The organism is Microbacterium sp. VKM Ac-2923, assembly GCF_022815605.1.
Taxonomy (GTDB): domain Bacteria; phylum Actinomycetota; class Actinomycetes; order Actinomycetales; family Microbacteriaceae; genus Microbacterium.
On sequence record NZ_JALGRP010000010.1, the window covers coordinates 113730 to 133676 of the forward strand.

Here is a 19947-nt window from a genome sequence, read left to right on the forward strand (position 1 = left end):
CGGGAGATCCTTCAGCGCCGGGATCAGCGACGCAGGACGGTCACGGCCTCGACGTGGTGCGAGTTCGGGAACAGATCGACTCCGCGGATGCCCTCGTGCGCCCGATACCCGAGGTCGGCGAACGTGGCGAGGTCGCGGGCGAGCGCGACGGGATCGCACGCGACGTAGACCACCGCGGTCGGCGAGAGCGCGGCGATGCCCTCGGCGACCTGCGCACCGGCTCCGGCGCGCGGCGGATCGAGCAGTACGACGCCGCGCGCCAGTCGCTCGCGGTCGCGTGCCGACGCGTCGGCGGCGAATCGCCCGATGAATCGGTCGACGCGGGCGGTCTCGGCGCGCGCGCCGACCCACTCGGCGAGGTTCTCCCCCGCGTGCTCTGTCGCGCGGGGATCGGACTCCACGCTCACCACGCGCGTCGCGGACCCGCCCAGCTCCCCGAGGGTCGCGGCGAACAGACCGACTCCCCCGTAGAGGTCGAGGTGCAGCGCCTCGGGATCCAGCGCTCCCACGGATGCCGTGAGCTCGGTCGACACGAGTGAGGTCAAGGTGTGCGCCGCCAGGCGGTGCACCTGCCAGAAGCCGCCCGCATCGACGCGGAACACCCGGTCCCCGACACGCTCGCCGACGACCTCCGGCCTGCCGCTCGCACGGGATCCGTCGAGGCGGGGCAGCACCCGGACGCGCCCGTCGGCGGGCTGCACCAGATCGATGCGGCCGGGCTGCGCGCCAGAACGCACCTCAGCCACGGCCCGCTCGACGGCCTCGGTCGCGAGCGGCAGATCGGCCGTCTCGACGACGCGGTGCGTGCGGGCGGCGTACGGGCCGACACGACCGTCGGCGTCGACGTGCAGGCTCACGCGGGTGCGCCAGCCGGTGCCGTCGGCGGTCTCGGGACGCTCGGGGTCGCCGGCGGCGCGCACGTCGACCGGGAGCTCGAGGCGGCCCACCCGCTCGACGGCCTCCCGGATGACCCTCTCCTTCAACGCGCGCTGATGCGCGAGGGCGATGTGGCCGAACTCGGCCCCGCCCACGCGTTCGCCCGGGTCGACGTCGATCCCCGCGGCGCCCCACACGTGCGGTCGACGCTCGGGTGCGGCCTGGAGCACCTCGACGGTGTCGGCGCGCCAGAAGGACTTTTTGCGCGTGTCGGTGAGCCGGGCGCGGATGCGCTCCCCCGGCAGGGTGTCGGGCACGAACACCACGCGACCCTCGTGTCGCGCGACGAAGACACCGCCGTGCGCGATGCCGGTGATGTCGAGTTCGATGAGGTCGCCGTCGTGCATCCCCCGAGCCTGACACATCCGACCGGGGAGACCGCCGCGCGCGGGCGCACCGACGGACCCTGAGCATGTCGAAGGGTGCCGGACGGCAGCGGGCCGCGGGGGGCGGGGGCTTCGACAGGCTCAGCCACCTCGCATCTGCCGGGGTGCCCTGGCATCCGAGGAACGGGCCCCGGGAGCAGCGGGTCGCGGCCGGGGGGGCTTCAAGGCTCAGCCACGTCGCATCTGCCTCTCTGCCCTGGCATCCGAGGAACGGGCCCCGGGAGCAGCGGGTCGCGGGGGCTTCGACAGGCTCAGCCTCCTCGCATCTGCCGACCCGCTCGTCGGCCCGACGTCGGTAGCGTTGTCTTATGCGCGTGTGTTTGGCATCCACCTCTCCGGCCCGTCTCATGCTCCTGCGGCAGGCGGGCATCGAGCCCGAGGCGCGGGCACCCCGGGTCGACGAGGAAGCCGTGATCGAGGCGGTCGAGGCGGCCGAGGGGCGACGCCTGCCCGCCGCCGAGCACGTCCTGCTGCTCGCCCGGCGCAAGGCTGAAGACGTCGCCCGGCGACTGCGTGACGACGAGCCCGATTTCGACGGCTTCGTCATCGGCGGCGACTCGATGTTCGAGCTCGGCGACGAGATCCTGGGCAAGCCCTACACGCCCGAGGCCGCGACCGAGCGGTGGCAGCAGATGCGCGGGCGCACCGGCATCCTGCACTCGGGGCACAGCGTCATCCGTCTCTCCCCCGGTGCCGAACCGACCGAGGCGCACGCGGTGGCCCAGGCGTCGGTGACCTTCGCCGCCGATGTCGACGAAAAGGAGATCGCCGCGTACGTCGACAGCGGCGAGCCGCTGCTCGTGGCCGGGGCCTTCACGGTCGACAGCCTGGGCGGGGCGTTCATCGAACGCGTCGACGGCGACCCCTCCACCGTGGTCGGGATGTCGCTCTCGACGGTGCGTCGACTGGTGCGCGAGCTCGGGGGCTCGTGGACCGACCTGTGGAACCGTTCGTAGACTCCCGCACACGTTTTCCGACGTTTCTTGTGGAGGGGGGTCAAAAGGCGACCCTGCCCCCTCGCTAGGCTGGGAGGATGCCGAAGATCGCCAAGGTCCTTGTCGCCAACCGCGGCGAGATCGCCGTCCGTGTCATCCGCGCAGCCCGCGACTCGGGGAAATCCTCCGTCGCCGTCTACGCCGATCAGGACCGCGACGCCCTGCACACGCGTCTGGCCGACGAGGCATACGCCCTCGACGGCGCCACCAGCGCCGACACCTATCTCTCGATCGAGAAGATCCTGTCGGTCGCCCGCCGCTCCGGCGCCGATGCCGTGCACCCCGGCTACGGCTTCCTCGCCGAGAATGCCGACTTCGCACGCGCGGTGATCGCCGCGGGCCTGGTGTGGATCGGACCCTCGCCCGACGCCATCGAGTCGCTCGGCGACAAGGTCACCGCCCGCCACGTCGCCGAGAAGGTCGGCGCCCCGCTCGCTCCCGGCACGCCCGGCCCCGTCTCGGGCGCCGACGAGGTCATCGCCTTCGCCGAAGAGGTCGGCCTTCCCATCGCCATCAAGGCGGCGTACGGCGGCGGCGGGCGCGGTCTGAAGGTCGCGCGCGAGTTCGACGAGGTCGCCGAGATGTTCGAGTCGGCGACGCGCGAAGCCGTCGCCGCCTTCGGTCGCGGCGAGTGCTTCGTGGAGAAGTACCTCGACAAGCCGCGCCACGTCGAGACCCAGTGCCTCGCGGACGCCGCGGGCCACGTCGTCGTCGTCTCGACCCGCGACTGCTCGCTGCAGCGCCGCCACCAGAAACTGGTGGAGGAGGCCCCGGCCCCCTTCCTCAGCGACGAGCAGAATGCCGTGCTGTACTCGGCATCCAAGGCCATCCTCAAGGAGGTCGGCTACGTCGGTGCGGGCACCTGCGAATTCCTCATCGGCGCCGACGGCACGATCTCGTTCCTCGAGGTGAACACCCGCCTGCAGGTCGAGCACCCCGTGTCTGAGGAGGTCACCGGCCTCGACCTCGTGCGCGAGCAGTTCCGCCTCGCAGAGGGCGAGGAACTCGGCTACGACGACCCCGCTCCCGTCGGCCACTCCATCGAGTTCCGCATCAACGGCGAGGACCCGGGCCGCGGCTTCCTGCCCCAGCCCGGCCCCATCCACGTCTTCAAGACGTTTGGCGGCCCGGGCATCCGCCTCGACTCCGGCGTCACCGCCGGCGACAGCGTCTCGGGGGCGTTCGACTCGCTGCTGGCCAAGATCATCGTCACCGGCCGCGACCGCGCCGAAGCACTCGAGCGCTCCCGCCGTGCGCTCGACGAGTTCGAGGTCGCCGGCATGCCCACCGTGCTGCCGTTCCACCGCAAGGTGGTGCGCGACCCCGCCTTCACCGCCGAGGACGGCACTTTCGGCGTCTTCACCCGGTGGATCGAGACCGAGTTCGTCAACGACATCCCGGCGTGGGACGGCGAGCCCGAGGCCCCGGCCGCAGCCCCCGGCCGTCACACCGTGGTCGTCGAGGTCGGCGGAAAGCGCCTCGAAGTCAGCCTGCCCGACCGCATCACGGCGGCAGCCCCCGCCGTCGGCCGCCCCGCCGCGGCTCCCCCGTCGCGTCGCGCGCACGCGGCCTCGCCCTCGGCGGGCGCCACGGGCGACGCCGTCAAGTCGCCCATGCAGGCCACGATCGTGAAGGTCGCCGTCGAGGAAGGCCAGCAGGTCGTCAAGGGCGACCTCGTCGTGGTGCTCGAAGCGATGAAGATGGAGCAGCCCATCCAGGCCCACAAGGACGGTACGGTCGCGGGCATCGACGCCACCGCCGGCACCACGGTCTCGGCCGGTCACCAGCTGCTGCTGATCAGCTGACGCGTCCCGCTCTTCCGGCGCCGCATCCCTTCGGGGGTGCGGCGCCGTCGCATTGCGCGCGGGTGCGGCGTGGCGGCGTGCGTGGCGTGTCACTGAGCAGGGGGCCGTCACCGAGAAACGCCGATCCGCTCGAAACACGCCGTGTTGCGGCGTTTCTCGGGAGGAACGGCGTTTGTCGCCACAATACGGACGCCGTCGCGGCGCGGGCTGAAAACGGCGCAGTCCGGAGCGATGAGGCTACGGAACCCGGTGCTACGTCCGCGAGCCGAAAGCCCCCACCGCGGCTGTGCGGAACCCCGCGTCGCCTGCGCTCAGCGAGAAACGCCGATCCGCTCGAGACACGCCGTGTTGCGGCGTTTCTCGGGAGGAACGGCGTTTGTCGCCGCAATGCGGACGCCGTCGCGGCGCGGGCTGAAAACGGCGCAGTCCGGAGCGATGAGGCTACGGAACCCGGTGCTACGTCCGCGAGCCGAAAGCCCCCACCGCGGCTGTGCGGAACCCCGCGTCACCCGCGCTCAGCGAGAAACGCCGATCCGCTCGAGACACGCCGTGTCGCGGCGTTTCTCGGGAGGAACGGCGTTTCTCAGGCCGCACGGCCGCGCACATGCGCGCAGCACCGGCACCGGCACAGGCACGGGCACGCGCACCGGCAACAGTCGCGCAGCACCGGCACGGGAAGGCGCCGCGGCGAGGAGGAAGGATGCCGGGAGGCGGCGGCATCCGGGGGGGTCAGTCCTCGCCGGGGTCGTCGCGATCGACGATGTGCATCGCGCGGGCGGCGTCGGTGATGCTCGAGGTCAGCGACGGGTAGACCGCGAAGACGCGGGCGACCTGGTCGACGGTGAGGCGGCGTTCGACGGCGATCGCGATCGGGTAGATCAGCTCCGACGCCTTGGGGCCGACGATCACGCCGCCCATCATCGTGCCGCTGCCCTTGCGGGCGATGAGCTTCACGAAGCCGTCGGTGATCCCCTGCATCTTCGCGCGCGGGTTCGCCGACAGCGGGAGCTTGCGCACGACGCCCGCGATGCGGCCCTCGATGACGTCCTGCTCGCTGAACCCGACCGTGGCGATCTCGGGGGCGGTGAAGATATTGGCCGTGATGCGGCGGGTCTCGAGCGGGATGACGATGTCGCCCAGGGCGTGGAAGATCGCCTGACGTCCCTGCATCGAGGCGACGGATGCCAGGGGCACGAAGTTCGTGCAGTCACCGGCGGCGTAGATGTTGGGGACCGAGGTGCGCGCGACGCGGTTGACGCGGATGTTGCCCCCGGGGGTCATCTGGACCCCGGCCTGCTCGAGACCGATGCCGGCCGTGTTGGGGATCGAACCGACCGCCATCAGACAGTGACTGCCCTCGATCGTGCGACCGTCGGCGAGGGTGACGAGGACGCCGTCCCCGGTGTTGACGACCGACTCCGCGCGGGCCTTGGCGAGCAGCGTCATGCCGCCGCGCTGGAACACGCGCTCGAGCACCGCCGCGGCATCCTGATCCTCGCCGGGGAGCACCTGGTCGCGGCTGGAGACGAGCGTGACCTTCGCGCCGAGGTTCATGTAGGCCGACGCGAACTCCGCACCCGTGACCCCCGAGCCCACCACGATGAGGTGCGACGGGACGGACTTCATGTTGTAGAGCTGCGTCCACGTGAGGACGCGCTGGCCGTCGGGCTTGGCCGAGGGGAGCTCGCGCGGGGAGGCGCCGACCGAGACGACGAGGGTCTCGGCCTCGACGCGGTCGAAGTCGGTGCCGCCGGCCTCGGTCGAGACGACGACCGCACCGTTGCCGTCGAGACGGCCGTGCCCGGAGATGATGCGCACCCCCGCCTCGAGGAGGGAGCTGCGCATGTCGTCGGACTGCTGGCGAGCGAGCGAGAGGAGGCGCTGGTTGACGGCGGCGAGGTTGATCGCCACCTCGGGGGTGAGGGGCTTGCCGCGGTCGTCCTTGGCGAACAGCTGCACGCCGAGGCTGCTGGCGTTGCGGATCGCGACGGCGGCGTCGGCCGTGGCGATGAGGGTTTTGGAGGGCACGACGTCGGTGATGACCGCGGAACCGCCCACCCCGGCGCGCTCCACGAGGGTGACGTCGGCGCCGAGCTGCGCGGCCGACAGGGCCGCCTCGTAGCCGCCGGGGCCGCCGCCGACGATCGCGACGGACTGCTTGCGCTCGAAGCTCTGCACCATGGCATCCATTCTGTCAGCGCGGGGGCCGCCGCCGAACCGCTGCCGCGGCGCGGCATCCGCCGCGGTCGATGCGCCCGCGGACGAGGGACGGCGGTCCGCGGCACCCTCCTCCCCGGGAAGCGACACGCCCGTCGGCGGAGCCCGGCATCTGGCCCGCACGCGCCGTGCTTTCTAGAGTGGGGGGATGTCCACCAGCACTTCACACCCGCTCGACGACCCGGCGGTCGACCCCTTCGAGATCGCCGCGGCTGCGGCGAACGACATCGCCCGCCTCTCGGGCGTGGCGCACCACGACATCGCCGTGACCCTGGGGTCGGGCTGGGGGCGCGCCGCCGAACTGATCGGCGAGGAGACGGCGTCGTTCCCCGCCACCGAGGTCGTCGGTTTCTCCAAGCCCGCCCTGGAGGGACACGTCGGCACGCTCCGCAGCGTCCGCACCCCGAGCGGCAAGAACGTGCTCGTCATCGGCGCGCGAACGCACTACTACGAGGGTCACGGCGTGCGCCGCGTCGTGCACAGCGTGCGCACCGCGGCCGCGACGGGGGCGACGACCATGATCCTCACCAACGGTGCCGGCGGCATCCGCGAGACGTGGACGCCCGGGCAGCCCGTGCTCATCAGCGACCACATCAACCTCACCGCCGACTCCCCGCTCGAGGGGGCCACCTTCGTCGACCTCACCGACCTGTACTCGAAGCGCCTGCGCGAGGTCGCCCGCGGGATCGACCCGTCGCTCGACGAGGGCGTCTACTGCCAGTTCCGCGGACCCCACTACGAGACGCCGGCCGAAGTGCAGATGGCCAAGACGATCGGCGGGCACATCGTGGGCATGTCGACCGCGCTCGAGGCCATCGCCGCGCGACAGGCCGGCATGGAGATCCTCGGCTTCTCACTCATCACGAACCTGGCCGCCGGCATCCAGCAGACCCCGCTCAGCCACGAAGAGGTGCTCGAGGCCGGCCGCGAGGCCGAGCCCGTCATCTCGGCGTTGCTCGCCCGCGTGATCGGCGCGCTGTGAGCGGGCACCTGGATGCGGCCCGCGCCTGGATGGCGCAGGACCCGGATGCCGTCACCCGTGGCGAGCTCGCGGAGCTCATCGACCGCGCCGAAGAGGGGGATGCCGCGGCCACCGCCGACCTCGACGATCGCTTCTCCACCCGGCTGGCGTTCGGCACCGCGGGGCTCCGCGGCGCGCTCGGCGCCGGCCCCAACCGCATGAACCGGGTGCTCGTCGCCCAGGCGGCCGCCGGCTTCGCTGCGTTCCTCGGCGAGCGCGCGGGGTCGACGGCACCGACCGTCGTCGTCGGCTACGACGGACGGCGCAACTCCGACGTCTTCGCGCGGGACTCGGCGGAGGTCTTCGCGGGCGCGGGGCTGAACGCCGTGCTGCTCCCCCGGGCGCTTCCGACCCCCGTGCTCGCCTTCACCGTGCGCCACCTCGGCGCCGACGCCGGTGTCATGGTCACCGCCAGCCACAACCCGCCCGACGACAACGGCTACAAGGTCTACCTGGGCGGCCACGACGACGGCGCACAGATCGTCTCGCCCGCCGACGCAGAGATCGCCGCCCACATCCAGCGCGTCGCCGATGCGGGCGACGTCACGGTGCTCCCCCGCTCCGTCGGGTACGCCAACGCCCCCGAGTCGGTCGTGGAGGCGTACGTCGCCGCCACCGCCGCCGTCGCCCCCGCGCCCGCGGGTGCCGAGGCTCTGCGCTGGGTGTACACCGCGATGCACGGCGTCGGATGGGAGACCGTCACGCGCGTGCTGGTGGCGGCCGGGTATCCGGCCCCGACACCCGTGGAGGCCCAGATCCACCCCGACGGGCGCTTCCCCACCGTCGCGTTCCCCAACCCCGAAGAGCCCGGGGCGATGGACCTCGCGTTCGAGACGGCGCGAGAAAGCGACGCCGAGCTCGTCATCGCGAACGACCCGGATGCCGACCGCCTCGCCGTCGCGGTTCCCGACGCCGACGCCGAGGGCGGGTGGCGCCGGCTCACCGGCAACGAGATCGGCCTGCTGCTCGGGTGGCGGGCGGCAAGGGCCGCGGCCGAGGCGCGCGGAGACGGCGACGCCTCGGATGCCGGGGCCCCGGCATCCCTCGCCTGCTCGCTCGTGTCATCGCCCGGGCTCGAGGCGGTCGCCGCGCACTACGGGCTCGACTTCCACTCGACGCTCACGGGGTTCAAGTGGATCTCGCGGGCGCCGGGCATCGTCTTCGGCTTCGAGGAGGCCCTCGGGTATCTCGTGAATCCGGGCACCGTCCGCGACAAGGACGGCATCTCCGCCGCGGTGGCGATGCTCGGCATGGCGGCCGAGGCCGGCGCGCGCGGGCGGACGGTCGCCGACCTGCTGCAGGAGTTCCGTGACACGTTCGGTGCGTTCGCGAGCGATCAGATCTCGATCCGCGTGCGTGACGTGGGCGAGATCGCCGGGATCATGGCATCCCTCCGCGCCCAGCCGCCCTCCAGGGTGGGAGAGGTCGCCGTCGCGCGCATCGACGACCTACTCGAGGGCGTCGAGGGTTTCCCACCCGGAGACGTGCTGCGGCTGTGGCTCGACGACGGCTCGCGCCTGATCGTGCGTCCCAGCGGAACCGAACCGAAGCTGAAGCTGTACCTGGACGTGCGCGGCGCCTCGGCCAAGAAGGCGCGCCGCCGCCTCGCGGCGCTCCGCTCCGGTGCCGAGGAGATGCTCGCGGCGGTGCGCTGAGACGTCGACCCGTGCGCAGCGGACCCGGCGGGCGGCGGTTCTCGCCGCGCTTCGGGGCCGCTCAGGTGCGCGCGGGGCGCGGGTCGAGGGCGTCGTCGTCGACGGGTCGCCGGTCCATGACGCCCGGCCGGTAGCGGAGCATCCACACCACGTACACGGCGCCGGCGGCGAGGAGCCCGACGACGATGAGCACGGGGACCAGGGCGTCGCCGGGGGTGACGAGGGCCAGCAGGGCGACGACGATCCATACGAGCGCCGCGACCGCGACGGGCACCTCGAGACGACCGAGGCTGAAACCTCTCTCCCGCCGTTCGAGGCGGCGACGCACGACGAGGTAGAGCACGACGGTGCCGCCGTAGATCAGGGCGGGGAGGATGGTGCTGCCGATGATGAGTTGCAGCAGCGCCTCGCCGGGGAGGGCGAGCATGAGCACACAGCCCACCGCGACGATGAGCAAGGTGGCGAACACCGGGGTCTGGGTGCGCGGGTCGACGCGGCCGACCAGGCGCGCGGCGGGGAAGCGGCCGTCGCGGGCCATGGCGAACGCCTGTCGGGCGGCCGCGGCCATGACGACGGTGCCGGCCCCGAACATCGAGAACGCGATGCCGGCGAGCAGGATCTGCTCCCACACCGGTCCCAGCTGCTCCCGGATGATCGCGGCCACCGGGGAAGGGTCGTTGCTGACCGCGGTGACGTCGCGGATCGAGACGGTCAGGACCACGAGGAACGCCAGCCCCGCGACGGACGCCGCGATGACGGACCCGACGATCGCCCGGGGGACGCTGCGGTAGGGGTCTTTCGCCTCCTCGGCGAGGTTGGCGGCGGAATCGAACCCGACGAGGGTCGTCAGCCCCATCAGCATCCCCGCCATGATCCCGCCCCCGAGGGTGAAGTACCGGGGGTCCGCCTCCGCGATGCCGCGGGAGACCAGGTTCGCGGGCTCCGCGGTGCCGGTGAGGACGGCGACGACGAGGAGCACCACGACGAGCACCGCGACGATCGCGAGCTCGACGCCCACCGCCGCGGAGGTAACGATGCCCAACAGGCGGGTGGAGAGGATCACGAGGACCGCCTGGATGCCGAGGATCGCGACGGTCAGCCAGCGGGTGAGCTGCTCGTCGGCGTCGATGCCGAGCAACGGCAGAAGCGCTTGGCTGGCGAGGGCGTTGGCGATCGCGACGACGGCGGTGGCCAGGAACCAGAACGACGACCATCCGAAGAACCAGCCCACGCGGGGAGAGGCGAGCCGGGACGCCCACTGGTACGAGGAGCCGCTGAGCGCGATGCGGGCGGCGAACTGCGCGACCACCAGGGCGACGAGCGTCTGCCCGATCCCGACCACGACCCACAGCCACACCCCGACGGGCCCGGCCGTCTGCAGCATCTCGCCGTAGGTCGCGAACACCCCCACCACGACCGAGATGAACGCGAACGAGATCGCGAACACCTGGAACCCGCCGAGAGTGCGCTTCAACGGCGGGCGGGTGACGGCGACATCGGTCATGTGCCCACTCTGGCCCGGCGACGATCCGCGGACAACGTCTCCCGGTGTCCATTTCCGGCCACGTCCGCAAGCGGGCACGAGCGTCCGCGCCCGCGGGCCCCCGGATGCCGACACGGGACCCGCTCCCCTGGGCCCCTGGGCCCCTGGGGCCCTCGACCCCTCGGCTCCTCGGCCTGGGCCCCGCGCCCTGGGCCCTCGGCCGCTCGGCCCCTCGACCCCTCGGCTCCTCGGCCTGGGCCCCGCGCCCGGGGCCCTCGGCCGCTCGGCCCCTCGGCCCCTCGGCTCCCTAGACGCCTGGACCCCTCGGATCAGCGCTGCACGAGCGGACGCTCCGAGCGGCCGACCTGCGCGAACCTGTCCTGCCGACTCATCCCCAGACGCGTGCGGGCGTGGTGCAGGTGCGATTCGACCGTGCGCACCGACACCCCCAGGCGGCGGGCGATCTGCGCATTCGACGCCCCCGCCACGGCGAGATCGACGACCTCCCGCTCGCGAGAGGTGAGCAGATCGAGAGAGGGCTGCGCGTCGACGCGCGCATCCGCCTGCACCTCGGCGAGGAACGCGCGGAGCGGTTCGAGGTCGAACCGCTCCGCCAGAGCGGTGGCACGCTCCTGCACCCGCGAGAGGGGAACACCCGCAGCCACCAGGATGCGCAGGAGCAAGGGCAGGAGGATCGGCATCCGTCGCTCGGCATCGTCGATCGCCCGATCCGCGCGGACGGCCGCGGCGTCGTACCGGTGGTTGGCCACCTCGAAGCGGGCGCACACCATCTCGCGCAGGACCGAGAAACCGCCGCCCGCCCAGCCCGCCGAGACGGAGTCGATGCGCTCGAGCGCCTCGTGGGCATGCACGAGGTCGCCCCGCGCGACGAAGGCGGCGACGCGCATGGCGTCGTACCAGACCCGCAGCGACTCCGGCGGCGCGATCCGCGGGATCTGCAGGCTGGCGAAGGCGACGTCCGGCCGCATGCGCAGGAGTTGCACCGTCGCATCCAGCAGGGCCAGCACGGCGACCTCGTCCTGCCTGTCGGCCCACCGCGCCGACAGCAGCCGGCGTCGGGCGGCACTCTCGATGATCAAGAGGTCTTCGCCGATCATCACCATCGTGCACGCGTGCAGCAAGAAGAGCGTGAGGTCGGACTCGACATCCCACCCGTGCGTCGACTGGCGTCCCCGCAACAGCACGCGCGCGCGGGCGGCCTGCCCGCGCGACGCGGCGAGCGCCGCGCGGAGGGCGTCGTCCCGGGCCGCCGCATCGAGCCGGGGCGTGTCGACGGGGTGGGTCGACAGCGCCCTCTCGACGAATGAGGCGCCGTTGGGCAGCGACAGCATCATCGCGGCGTGCTCGACGCGGACGCGCCACTCCTGGTCGTCGGGCGCCCAGCTCACCAGTGCCCGCACGCGCTCGCGCGCGGCATCCACCCCCGCGCACGTGGCGCACAGCGTCCGGACGAAGACGTGCAGAGAGAGCTCGCGCTCGGCGGCGGTGTTGGGGTGCGGGAGCCAGTCGAGCAGCCGCTCGGCTTCGACGTACTCCTCGAGGGCGATGCGGGCGAGGACCAGCGCCGCCGACGCGCGCAGGTCGGGGCCGTCGTCGAGCACGCGGGCGATCACCGCGAGGGCGTCACGCGGCGTACCCGATCGCGCGAGCGACAGCGCCGCGCGCGGCAGCAACGCCGCCAACGGCTCGACCAGTGGTCCCGCGGGGTCGGGGACGCCCGCGAAGCGCGCGCAGAACACCTCCTCGGCGGGGGTGAGCACGTCTCCCTGACGGACGAGGTCGAGCAGACGGTGGGCGATCTCGCGTCGTTCGTCCGAGAGCTCACCCCGCGGCGAGGACTCGGAGACGACCCGGGCCAGCAGCGGGCTGACGGCCGCCGACTCCACGTCGACCGAGGCGACGACGAGGTTGCCGTCGTGCAGGCGGGCGAGCACGTCGGCGGGCATGACCGACCCGATGTGGCGCAACGGAATCGCACCGAGGTCGAACGCGATCGCCAGCAGACGGCGGTCGCGGGCGTCGAAGGGCGCCAGCAGCCGCGTGAGAGATTCGACGAGGGCCCCCGGGAGGAGGTCGGCGAACGGCTCGATCGGACACACCGCGTGCATGCGTCCGCGCACCGCGGCCACCTCGACCAGTTCGTCGACGAGCGCGGGACTGCCGCCGCTGAGGTGGTGCAGCGCGATCATCCACGCGTCGTCGGCGGGCCCGACCCCGTGCCTGCTCGCCCGCACCTCGTTCGCGAGGGCCGTCGTCTCGGCCAGGGTGAGGGGTCCCACCGCGATGGTCAGTCGGTCGGCATCCTCGATCAGCGGTCGGAGCAGCTCCCCCCGTGCACCCGCGCGTCTCGCGATCTCGTGCCGCGGGGCGAGCGCCGCCAACAGGACGGCATCCGAGACGCCGAGGGCGTCGATGAGCGCCGCAGTCACGGCATCCGGAATCCGATCGATGTCGTCGACGACGAGGACTCCGTCCCGGGCAGCGACGTCGGAGACGAGGGCAGAGACATCGGCGTCACCGGTGAGGACGCGTCGATCGCCGACCCCCGATCGCACCGCCACGGCACCTGCCCGCAGCTCGATCACGAACGACGGTCGCGGCTGCGCGCCGACGATCGCGGTCAGAAGTCGAGACCGACCGCTCCCCGCCGGCCCCGCCAGCAGCACGCTGCGTCTCGCGCGCAGCGCCTCCACGGCGATCAGCATCTCGCGCCTTCGCCCCACCAGTAGTCGACCTGCACCCATGCGTGTCTCCTGCACTCCCCGCGTCCACGGACGCGCCCCGGCTCCGTTCTTACACCCCATTCGTCGACTCCTCCGCGTTCTCGGCGGCGAACCAGTAGTTCTCCGGCGACACGGAGATCCCCGGGCGCTCCCTAAGTAGTCCGATTCGGTACGGGGCACGGATGCCGCGGGTTCGACGCCGCGCCTACCTTCGGCTTGCACCGCACCACCCGGCCCGCGGTGGGCTCGGCGGTGTGCGGCCATCCAGGAAGCAGGCATCCATGACCATTCGTCCACACACCTCCGCCCGAAGGGGGCGGACCGTGCGCGCCGTCGGGGCCACCGCCGCCGTCGCCGCACTTCTCCTCCCCGGAACCGCGGCGTACGCCGCCCCCGCCGACGTCGTGTCGCAGGGCACGGGCCGTCTCGTGCAGACGTCCCTGCTCGGCACCGACATCCTCGATCAGGTCGCCGCCCTGCGCGGCGCGAACGCCGTCAACACCGACGCCTCGGGCGACGTCATCGTCGACCAGCCCCTCGACGCCGAAGCCCTCGCGGGTCTCATCGCCTTGCAGGCGGGATCGACGAACCTCTTCGGCGACAACGGCATCATCCAGCTCGGCGCCGTCGGCCAGTACGCCCGGGCCAACGACGACGGCAGCTCGTCGGCGTTCTCGGGTGCCGTCTCGGCGGCACCGAGCCTCATCGGCGTCGGCACTGTCACGCCCTCCAGCGTCGGCGACCCCTCGGCGGAGAACACGGCCAGCATCACGGTCGGCGGCGCCGACGTCCTGGCGGGACTGCAGGTGAACATCGGAACGCTCGCGGCATCCGCCACTCAGACGACCGACGGCACGCAGAGCGGGCAGTACGTCGTCGCCGACGTCGGCGTCGTCGTCAACGGCACCCTCGTCTCGGGAGTGCTGAACACCCTCAACCCCGCGATCAACACGCTGCTCGCGGCCGCCGCCGTCGCCGGTCTCGACCTCGACAACCCGTTCGCCTCCGGCACCATCACGCTGACCGAGGACGACCTGCTGGCCGCCGCGGGCGTGGCCGACATCAACGAGCTGGCGCCCGGCACCGACCTGCTGTCCTTCGTGCCCGCAGCCGTGGTCACGCAGATCTCCGCCGGTGTCAACGGAATCCTGGATGCCGTCCAGGACCGCGTCGACGACCTGGGCCTCGCCGGTCTCGTCCTCGGCACCGCCCTCGGTGTCGCGGAAGCCGTCATCAACCCGGTGCTCGACGGCCTGGTCGACAGCCTCCAGGGCCCACTCGGTGACGCGATCACCGCACTGGCTCAACTGCAGGTCAACGTGCAGTCCACCGCCGACGGAACCTTCACCCAGACGGCGCTGCGGGTCGGCCTCGGCACGGCGGGCGCCATCGCGATCGTCGACCTGGCCACCGCGTCGGTCGGCCCCAACGCCGGTCAGCTGGCCGTTCCCGTCGCCGGCCCGGAGTCGCTGGCACTCGCCGGAGGGGGATTCGGTCTCGCAGCCGTCATCGTCGCCGCCGTGCTGCTGCGACGTCGCAGCCAGCACGTGGCCGCACCGGCCCAGGGCTGATCACGTGTACCGCAACGGTGCGATGGGCGGCGGTGCCGTCGGCATTCTCGCGGTCACCGGCTACGCGGCCCCGACGGCGACACTCGCCGTCGTCGGGGTCGGCGCAGCGGTGATCGGCGGACTGCTGGCCTGGCGCTCGCGGCGTCTTCGGTCACAGGATGCCGTCGAGGTGGCATCCGGAGAGGACACCCCCCGCTCGTGAACGCCCTCGAGTTCCTCTTCTCGCTCTCCTTCGTCTTCCTGGTGATGTTCCTCACCTACACGGCGCTGATCGTCGTCCCCTTCGTCCGCCGTCGTGGCGCCGTCGAGGGCGATCCCGCAGCGTTCGAGTGGCACGCGTTCCTCCCCTGTCGAGACGAGGCGGCGGTGATCGCCGAGACGATCAAGAGGACTCGCGAGCGCTTTCCGACGGTTCATCTGTGGATCATCGACGACGCCAGCACCGACGGCACCGGCGACATCGTCGCCGGCTTCGCCGACACGGACCCGCTGGTGCACGCCGTGATCCGACGGCTCCCCGACGCCCGCACGGGCAAGGGAGCCGCCCTGAACGCCGCGTACGCCCGGTTAGCGGAGTGGCGGGGACTGCGCGGTGACCGCGGCGTCGAGGACGATCACACGATCGTGATCGTCCTCGACGCCGACGGGTCGTTGGCCGAGAACGCCCTGCGCCAGGCGGCGGGACCGGCCGCCTTCGGCTCACCCGACGTCGGCGCGACCCAGGTGGCGGTGCGCATGAGCAACCGCGACGACCCCCGGCCGGCCGCGGGGCAGGGTCGGTTCGGCCAGGCCTGGGCGCGTTACCTCATCCGCATGCAGGACATCGAGTTCCGCACGACCATCGCGGCGATGCAGGTGCTGCGGATGCGGACCGTCTCGGTCGGGCTCGGCGGCAACGGGCAGTTCACCCGCCTCAGCGCCCTGCGCGCCGCCTCCGCCGATCAGGGCGTGCCGTGGGGCGACGCCCTGCTCGAGGACTACGAGGTGGGCCTGCGCATCATGCTCGCGGGCTACCGCACCGTGTACGCCCACGACACCTGGGTCTCACAGGAGGCCCTCCCCTCTGCGCGACGCCTGCTGACCCAGCGCACCCGCTGGTGCCAAGGGGGCCTGCAGTGCGCGCGCTACCTGCCCAAGATCTACGCGTCGCGCACCTTCACCAACGCGGGCGCGTTGGAGGCGGCGTACTTCCTCGCCATCCCCTACATCCAGCTCATCGGGTTCGTGCTGTGGCCCACGGTCACCATCGCCATGGTCGTCTCCGGCGCCCTCTCGCCCGGCGGTCTGTTCGGCTGGTTGGCCGGAGCGACCTGGATCATCCCGCTGTGGGTGCTCACCGGCATCCTCCCCTTCGCCCTCTGGCCGCTCGTGTACGTGCTGCGCGAGGAACGGCATCCGTTGTGGCGCGCGGGGCTGTGGGGCCTGGGCTACTGGCTGTACATGTACCAGAGCTACATCTGCGTCGTGCGCGCCTTCGGCCGCATGATGACCGGCCAGCGCGGCTGGACCAAGACCCGCCGCAACGCCGAAGCGGGCCGACTGCTGCTGGCGGTGGAGTCGTGAGCGTCGCGGTGACGACCCTGCGCGCCCGGGGCGGCCGCGCCGATGCCCGGGATCGACGCGGGCGGGTCGGCCGTCTGGTCACCGCGGGTGCGCTGGCGGTCGCCGCCGCCGCCCTCATCGCCACCGAGGCCACGACGCGCGCCGCCGAGGCGATCCTCGCGCGCGAGTTCATCGGGCTGGTCGCCCCCGGCCGCGCCGTCGCCGCCGGACCCATCGTCTGGTTCGGCATCGGCACGCCCGAGGTCACGGGCCTGGTCATCACCACGATGTGCTCCACCACCGTGCTCGCCGTGCCCCTGCTGCTCCTCGCCGTCGCGATCATGGGCATCACCCGCGCGCCGTCGAATCGCGTGGGGCTCGGGCTGCTCGTCGGACTCGGCATCGCGGTGTTCTGCAACATGGTCCGCTTCGCCTCGGCCGCCTGGGCGTACGGCGCATACGGCCGTGAGGGCTTCGACCTCGTGCATCGCTACGTCGGTTCGTTGTTCGTCATCGTCGGGTTCGTGCTGGCGATCGTGCTGCTGCTGCGGATCTCGCTGCGGGAGTCCGGGCCGCGTCGGACCCCGGCGCGATCGGGCGCACCCCGCTCGCCCGCACCAGCGCCGGCGGCATCCCCCTCGCACGCGTCCGGCGCCACCGCGCCCCTCCGGGCGGCATCCCGCGCGACGGCGTCCCCGGCGGATGCGCCCCGCGCCGCCGCGACCCCGCGGGGGGCATCCCGCGCGACGGCGGCCCCGGCGGATGCGTCCCGCACTGCCGCGACCCCGCGAGCGGCATCCCGCGCCACGGTGTCCCCGGCGGATGCGTCCCTCATAGCCGCGACCCCGCCGACGGCGTCCCCGGCGGATGCGTCTCGCGCAGACGATTCCCGCCCGAACGAGGAGAGTCGCCCATGACCCGTCCCTGGATCGACGTCGTCTACGGCACGCGGCCCGAGGCGATCAAATGCGCCCCGCTCGTCGCGGAGTTGCAGCGACGCGACGGCATCCGCACGACCGTCACCGTCACCGGCCAGCACCGCGAGATGGTCGCCGAGATCAACGCGTCGTTCGGCATTCGCCCCGATGCCGACCTCGACGTGTTCCGTCGGGGCGCCGCCCTCGCCGAAACGACGTCGACGATCTTCGCCGCACTCTCCGCGCGCTGGGCGGACGGGGCACCGGATGCCGTGGTGGTGCAGGGCGACACCGCCAGCGCCGCCCTCGCGGCGGTCGCGGCCCACTACGCCGGCGCCCGCGTCATCCATCTCGAGGCGGGCCTGCGCTCCGGCGACCTGCGCTCGCCCTTCCCCGAGGAGGGCAACCGTCGCCTCATCGCGCCGCTGGCATCGCTGCACCTGGCGCCGACCGAGGCCGCCGAACGGAACCTCCTGTCCGAGGGCATCCGCCCCGACGACATCGTCGTGACCGGCAACACCGGCATCGATGCCCTCCACCGCCAGAAGACGCACCCGCACCGTTTCGACGACCCCGCGATGGAGCAGATCGCCGCGGGTGCCGACCGCGTGGTGCTGGTGACGGTGCATCGCCGGGAGTCGTGGGGCGGCCCCCTGGCCCGCATCGCGTCGGCGGTCGCCGAGGTCGTCGCGGAGAGGCCCGACGTGGTGGCCGTCCTTCCCCTGCACCCCAATCCGCAGGTGCGCGCCGAAGTGCGCGCGGCCGTCGGCGGGGCGGACCGGGTCGTGCTGTGCGAGCCCCTCCCCTACGCGCAGTTCGGTCGGATGCTGGCGCGGGCCTACTGCACCGTGACCGATTCGGGCGGGGTACAGGAGGAGGCGCCGGCGCTCGGCGTCCCGGCCCTCGTGGTCCGCGAGACCACCGAACGCGGCGAGGGGGTCGCCGCCGGGGCGGCGCGGCTGATCGGCACGCGCCGCGAGGCGGTGGTCGGCGAGCTCTCCGCCCTGCTGGACGACCCGTCGCTGCACGCCCGGATGTCGCGAGCGCAGAACCTTTACGGCGACGGTCGCGCGGCCCCGCGGGCGGTCAACGCGATCGAGAGGCTGCTGGGGGTTCGGGCGCGGGTCGCGCCGCAGCTCGCCGGCGTCGGCCGGTAGTACGGGGCGGCGGTGCGGCGGGGCGGGGCGCGAGGGCGTCGCGCACGGCGGCGGTGCGGTGCGACAGTGCGACGGTGGGGTGGCGGGGCGCGAGGGAGTCGCCCAGCGCGGCGGGGCGGTGCGTCGTGCGGGGACCTCGTGCGCGTGCGTCGGCGTGGAGCGTCCACGCCGGGGCGGGGCCTCGACGGGGCACGTAATGTGCAACGGGGCGTCCGGGAACCGCCCCGCTGCACATTCTCGGCCCCAGCAGCGCACTCGGCATCCCTCCTCCCCCGCACCGATCGAGCCCGATTACTCCACGTCAACCGTGCGAGCCTCGATGATCGGAACGGGATGACGACATCGTGGACGGATGACGACGGAACTCACGGTGCCGCTCATCCGCCGCATCCAGCTCGACGACCTCGGATGGGGTTCCCGGCGCGTGCGCCGCGAGCTCGACGCGGGGTACCTCGCCGTCGTCCGGCGCGGCGTATACGTCCGCGCGGCCGACCTCGCGCGACTCACCCGCACGGAGCAGAGGGTCGTGCTGCGTGCTCGTGCTCTCGCGCTCGTCAGTCGTTCGCGGCCGACATTCTGCGGCACGACGGCCGCCGCGATACAGGGGCTCCCCTGCTTGCGGGACGACGGCAGGCTCCATGTGCTCACCTCAGACGATCGCCCCGGCGCCGCCGCGGATGTCGTGCGGCATCGCGACCTCCACGAGCCAAGCGCGGAGGAGGTGAACGGCCTCCTGTGCACGCCCCTCGCCCGGACGGTCGCCGACGTCGCGAGGAACGACACACGGGACGTCGCGCTCAGCGTCGCCGACGCGGCGCTCCGGCGATATGCGTTCGAGCCGCCAGGAGCGTACGACGTGGCGGCCGCGTCGCGGCTTCGGCAAGACGCTCTCGACTGGGCGGCGCGGGCGACGCGGAATCGACGCACCGCGGAGCGGATCCTCCACCTTGCGGACGGTCGCGCGCAGCTCCCGGGTGAGAGCGTCAGCCGCATGCGGCTGCTCGATCTTGGCTTCGCGTCGCCGTCTCTGCAGGTTCCCGTGGCCGCGCCGCACGGCGGGACCTTCTGGATCGACTTCGGGCTGGATGACGTGGGAGCGTGGGGCGAATTCGACGGGAAGGCGAAGTACCGGGAGCTCGCCGAAGCGGCGGGTCAATCTGCGTTCGAGGTCGTCGATCGAGAGAAGCGGCGGGAGGACTGGATTCGCGGCACCACGAACAGGCGCTTCGCCCGCTGGGGCTGGGACGACCTCCGCGACGCCGCCACCCTCGGCCAGCGCCTCCGCGCGTTCGGGATCGAGCCCCCGCGCTGACAGCGCCCCCGCCGCATCGCCCCACGCCCCCGCGTCTCCGCGCTTCGCCGATTCCCCGCACCGGGGCGCCACATGTGCACTGGGGCGTCCCGAGTTCGCCCCGGTGCACATTTCACGCCCCCGCGCAGCAGGCCCCGCCTCCCGCCGCCCGGGACGGCGCCGGGCCGATCGCACGCCGGACCGCGCCCGCCTCGGGCCGGGCCGGG

At 72.8% G+C, this 19947-nt stretch carries 14 protein-coding genes; 10 read left to right on the forward strand and 4 right to left on the reverse strand.

The window, feature by feature from the left end; translation table 11 throughout:
- Positions 1–23: 23 nt before the first annotated feature.
- A complete protein-coding gene (locus tag MT347_RS15130) occupies positions 24–1283 on the reverse strand; it encodes a class I SAM-dependent RNA methyltransferase (protein WP_243502121.1) in 1260 nt (419 codons plus the stop codon).
- A gap of 347 nt (positions 1284–1630) precedes the next feature.
- Here MT347_RS15130 and MT347_RS15135 point away from each other — a divergent pair, with 347 nt between their 5' ends.
- Together MT347_RS15135 and MT347_RS15140 are read left to right on the forward strand one after the other, a co-directional pair.
- Positions 1631–2278, forward strand: coding sequence for a nucleoside triphosphate pyrophosphatase (locus MT347_RS15135; RefSeq protein ID WP_243502123.1), 648 nt, complete (start codon positions 1631–1633; stop codon positions 2276–2278).
- Positions 2279–2355: 77 nt separating this feature from the next.
- A complete protein-coding gene (locus MT347_RS15140) occupies positions 2356–4122 on the forward strand; it encodes a biotin carboxylase N-terminal domain-containing protein (RefSeq protein ID WP_243502124.1) in 1767 nt (588 codons plus the stop codon).
- Positions 4123–4851: 729 nt separating this feature from the next.
- Here MT347_RS15140 and MT347_RS15145 read toward each other — a convergent pair.
- Positions 4852–6312, reverse strand: a complete 1461-nt coding sequence (locus MT347_RS15145; RefSeq protein ID WP_243502126.1) for an NAD(P)H-quinone dehydrogenase — start codon at positions 6310–6312, stop codon at positions 4852–4854.
- 175 nt (positions 6313–6487) lie between these two features.
- Here MT347_RS15145 and MT347_RS15150 point away from each other — a divergent pair, with 175 nt between their 5' ends.
- Positions 6488–7321: a purine-nucleoside phosphorylase gene (locus MT347_RS15150; RefSeq protein WP_243502127.1), complete on the forward strand. Its 834-nt coding sequence runs from the start codon at positions 6488–6490 to the stop codon at positions 7319–7321.
- A 29-nt stretch (positions 7322–7350) separates the two neighbouring features.
- On the forward strand, positions 7351–9015 hold the full coding sequence (locus MT347_RS15155; RefSeq protein WP_243502150.1) for a phospho-sugar mutase: 1665 nt from the start codon (positions 7351–7353) through the stop codon (positions 9013–9015).
- A gap of 61 nt (positions 9016–9076) precedes the next feature.
- On the opposite strand, the gene MT347_RS15160 is transcribed toward MT347_RS15155, so the two are convergent.
- Positions 9077–10519, reverse strand: coding sequence for an APC family permease (locus MT347_RS15160; protein WP_243502128.1), 1443 nt, complete (start codon positions 10517–10519; stop codon positions 9077–9079).
- 308 nt (positions 10520–10827) lie between these two features.
- Complete coding sequence (locus tag MT347_RS15165) at positions 10828–13224, reverse strand: LuxR C-terminal-related transcriptional regulator (RefSeq protein WP_243502130.1); 2397 nt, start codon at positions 13222–13224, stop codon at positions 10828–10830.
- Between the two features lie 299 nt (positions 13225–13523).
- Between MT347_RS15165 and MT347_RS15170 the strand changes: the two genes are divergently transcribed.
- From MT347_RS15170 to MT347_RS15195, 6 genes are all read left to right on the forward strand, one after another.
- Positions 13524–14813, forward strand: a complete 1290-nt coding sequence (locus tag MT347_RS15170) for a choice-of-anchor G family protein (RefSeq protein WP_243502132.1) — start codon at positions 13524–13526, stop codon at positions 14811–14813.
- A 4-nt stretch (positions 14814–14817) separates the two neighbouring features.
- On the forward strand, positions 14818–15015 hold the full coding sequence (locus tag MT347_RS15175; RefSeq protein ID WP_243502134.1) for a hypothetical protein: 198 nt from the start codon (positions 14818–14820) through the stop codon (positions 15013–15015).
- Positions 15012–16376: a glycosyltransferase family 2 protein gene (locus MT347_RS15180; protein WP_243502135.1), complete on the forward strand. Its 1365-nt coding sequence runs from the start codon at positions 15012–15014 to the stop codon at positions 16374–16376. Before MT347_RS15175 ends, MT347_RS15180 begins: the two co-directional genes overlap by 4 nt.
- Complete coding sequence (gene xrtS / locus MT347_RS15185) at positions 16373–17272, forward strand: exosortase S (RefSeq protein ID WP_243502136.1); 900 nt, start codon at positions 16373–16375, stop codon at positions 17270–17272. Before MT347_RS15180 ends, xrtS begins: the two co-directional genes overlap by 4 nt.
- Positions 17269–18429: a non-hydrolyzing UDP-N-acetylglucosamine 2-epimerase gene (wecB, locus tag MT347_RS15190; RefSeq protein ID WP_243502137.1), complete on the forward strand. Its 1161-nt coding sequence runs from the start codon at positions 17269–17271 to the stop codon at positions 18427–18429. The genes xrtS and wecB overlap by 4 nt, the downstream gene beginning before the upstream one ends.
- Positions 18430–18781: 352 nt before the next feature.
- Complete coding sequence (locus tag MT347_RS15195) at positions 18782–19741, forward strand: hypothetical protein (RefSeq protein ID WP_243502138.1); 960 nt, start codon at positions 18782–18784, stop codon at positions 19739–19741.
- The last annotated feature ends 206 nt before the right edge of the window (positions 19742–19947 follow it).

Excerpts from the sequence above, each read along its gene's own strand:
- MT347_RS15130 (WP_243502121.1), bottom strand. The coding sequence starts at position 1,283 with ATGCACGACGGCGACCTCATCGAACTCGACATCACCGGCATCGCGCAC.
- MT347_RS15135 (WP_243502123.1), top strand. The coding sequence starts at position 1,631 with ATGCGCGTGTGTTTGGCATCCACCTCTCCGGCCCGTCTCATGCTCCTG.
- MT347_RS15140 (WP_243502124.1), top strand. The coding sequence starts at position 2,356 with ATGCCGAAGATCGCCAAGGTCCTTGTCGCCAACCGCGGCGAGATCGCC.
- MT347_RS15145 (WP_243502126.1), bottom strand. The coding sequence starts at position 6,312 with ATGGATGCCATGGTGCAGAGCTTCGAGCGCAAGCAGTCCGTCGCGATC.
- MT347_RS15150 (WP_243502127.1), top strand. The coding sequence starts at position 6,488 with ATGTCCACCAGCACTTCACACCCGCTCGACGACCCGGCGGTCGACCCC.
- MT347_RS15155 (WP_243502150.1), top strand. The coding sequence starts at position 7,351 with ATGGCGCAGGACCCGGATGCCGTCACCCGTGGCGAGCTCGCGGAGCTC.
- MT347_RS15160 (WP_243502128.1), bottom strand. The coding sequence starts at position 10,519 with ATGACCGATGTCGCCGTCACCCGCCCGCCGTTGAAGCGCACTCTCGGC.
- MT347_RS15165 (WP_243502130.1), bottom strand. The coding sequence starts at position 13,224 with ATGCTGATCGCCGTGGAGGCGCTGCGCGCGAGACGCAGCGTGCTGCTG.
- MT347_RS15170 (WP_243502132.1), top strand. The coding sequence starts at position 13,524 with ATGACCATTCGTCCACACACCTCCGCCCGAAGGGGGCGGACCGTGCGC.
- wecB (WP_243502137.1), top strand. The coding sequence starts at position 17,269 with ATGACCCGTCCCTGGATCGACGTCGTCTACGGCACGCGGCCCGAGGCG.
- MT347_RS15195 (WP_243502138.1), top strand. The coding sequence starts at position 18,782 with ATGACGACGGAACTCACGGTGCCGCTCATCCGCCGCATCCAGCTCGAC.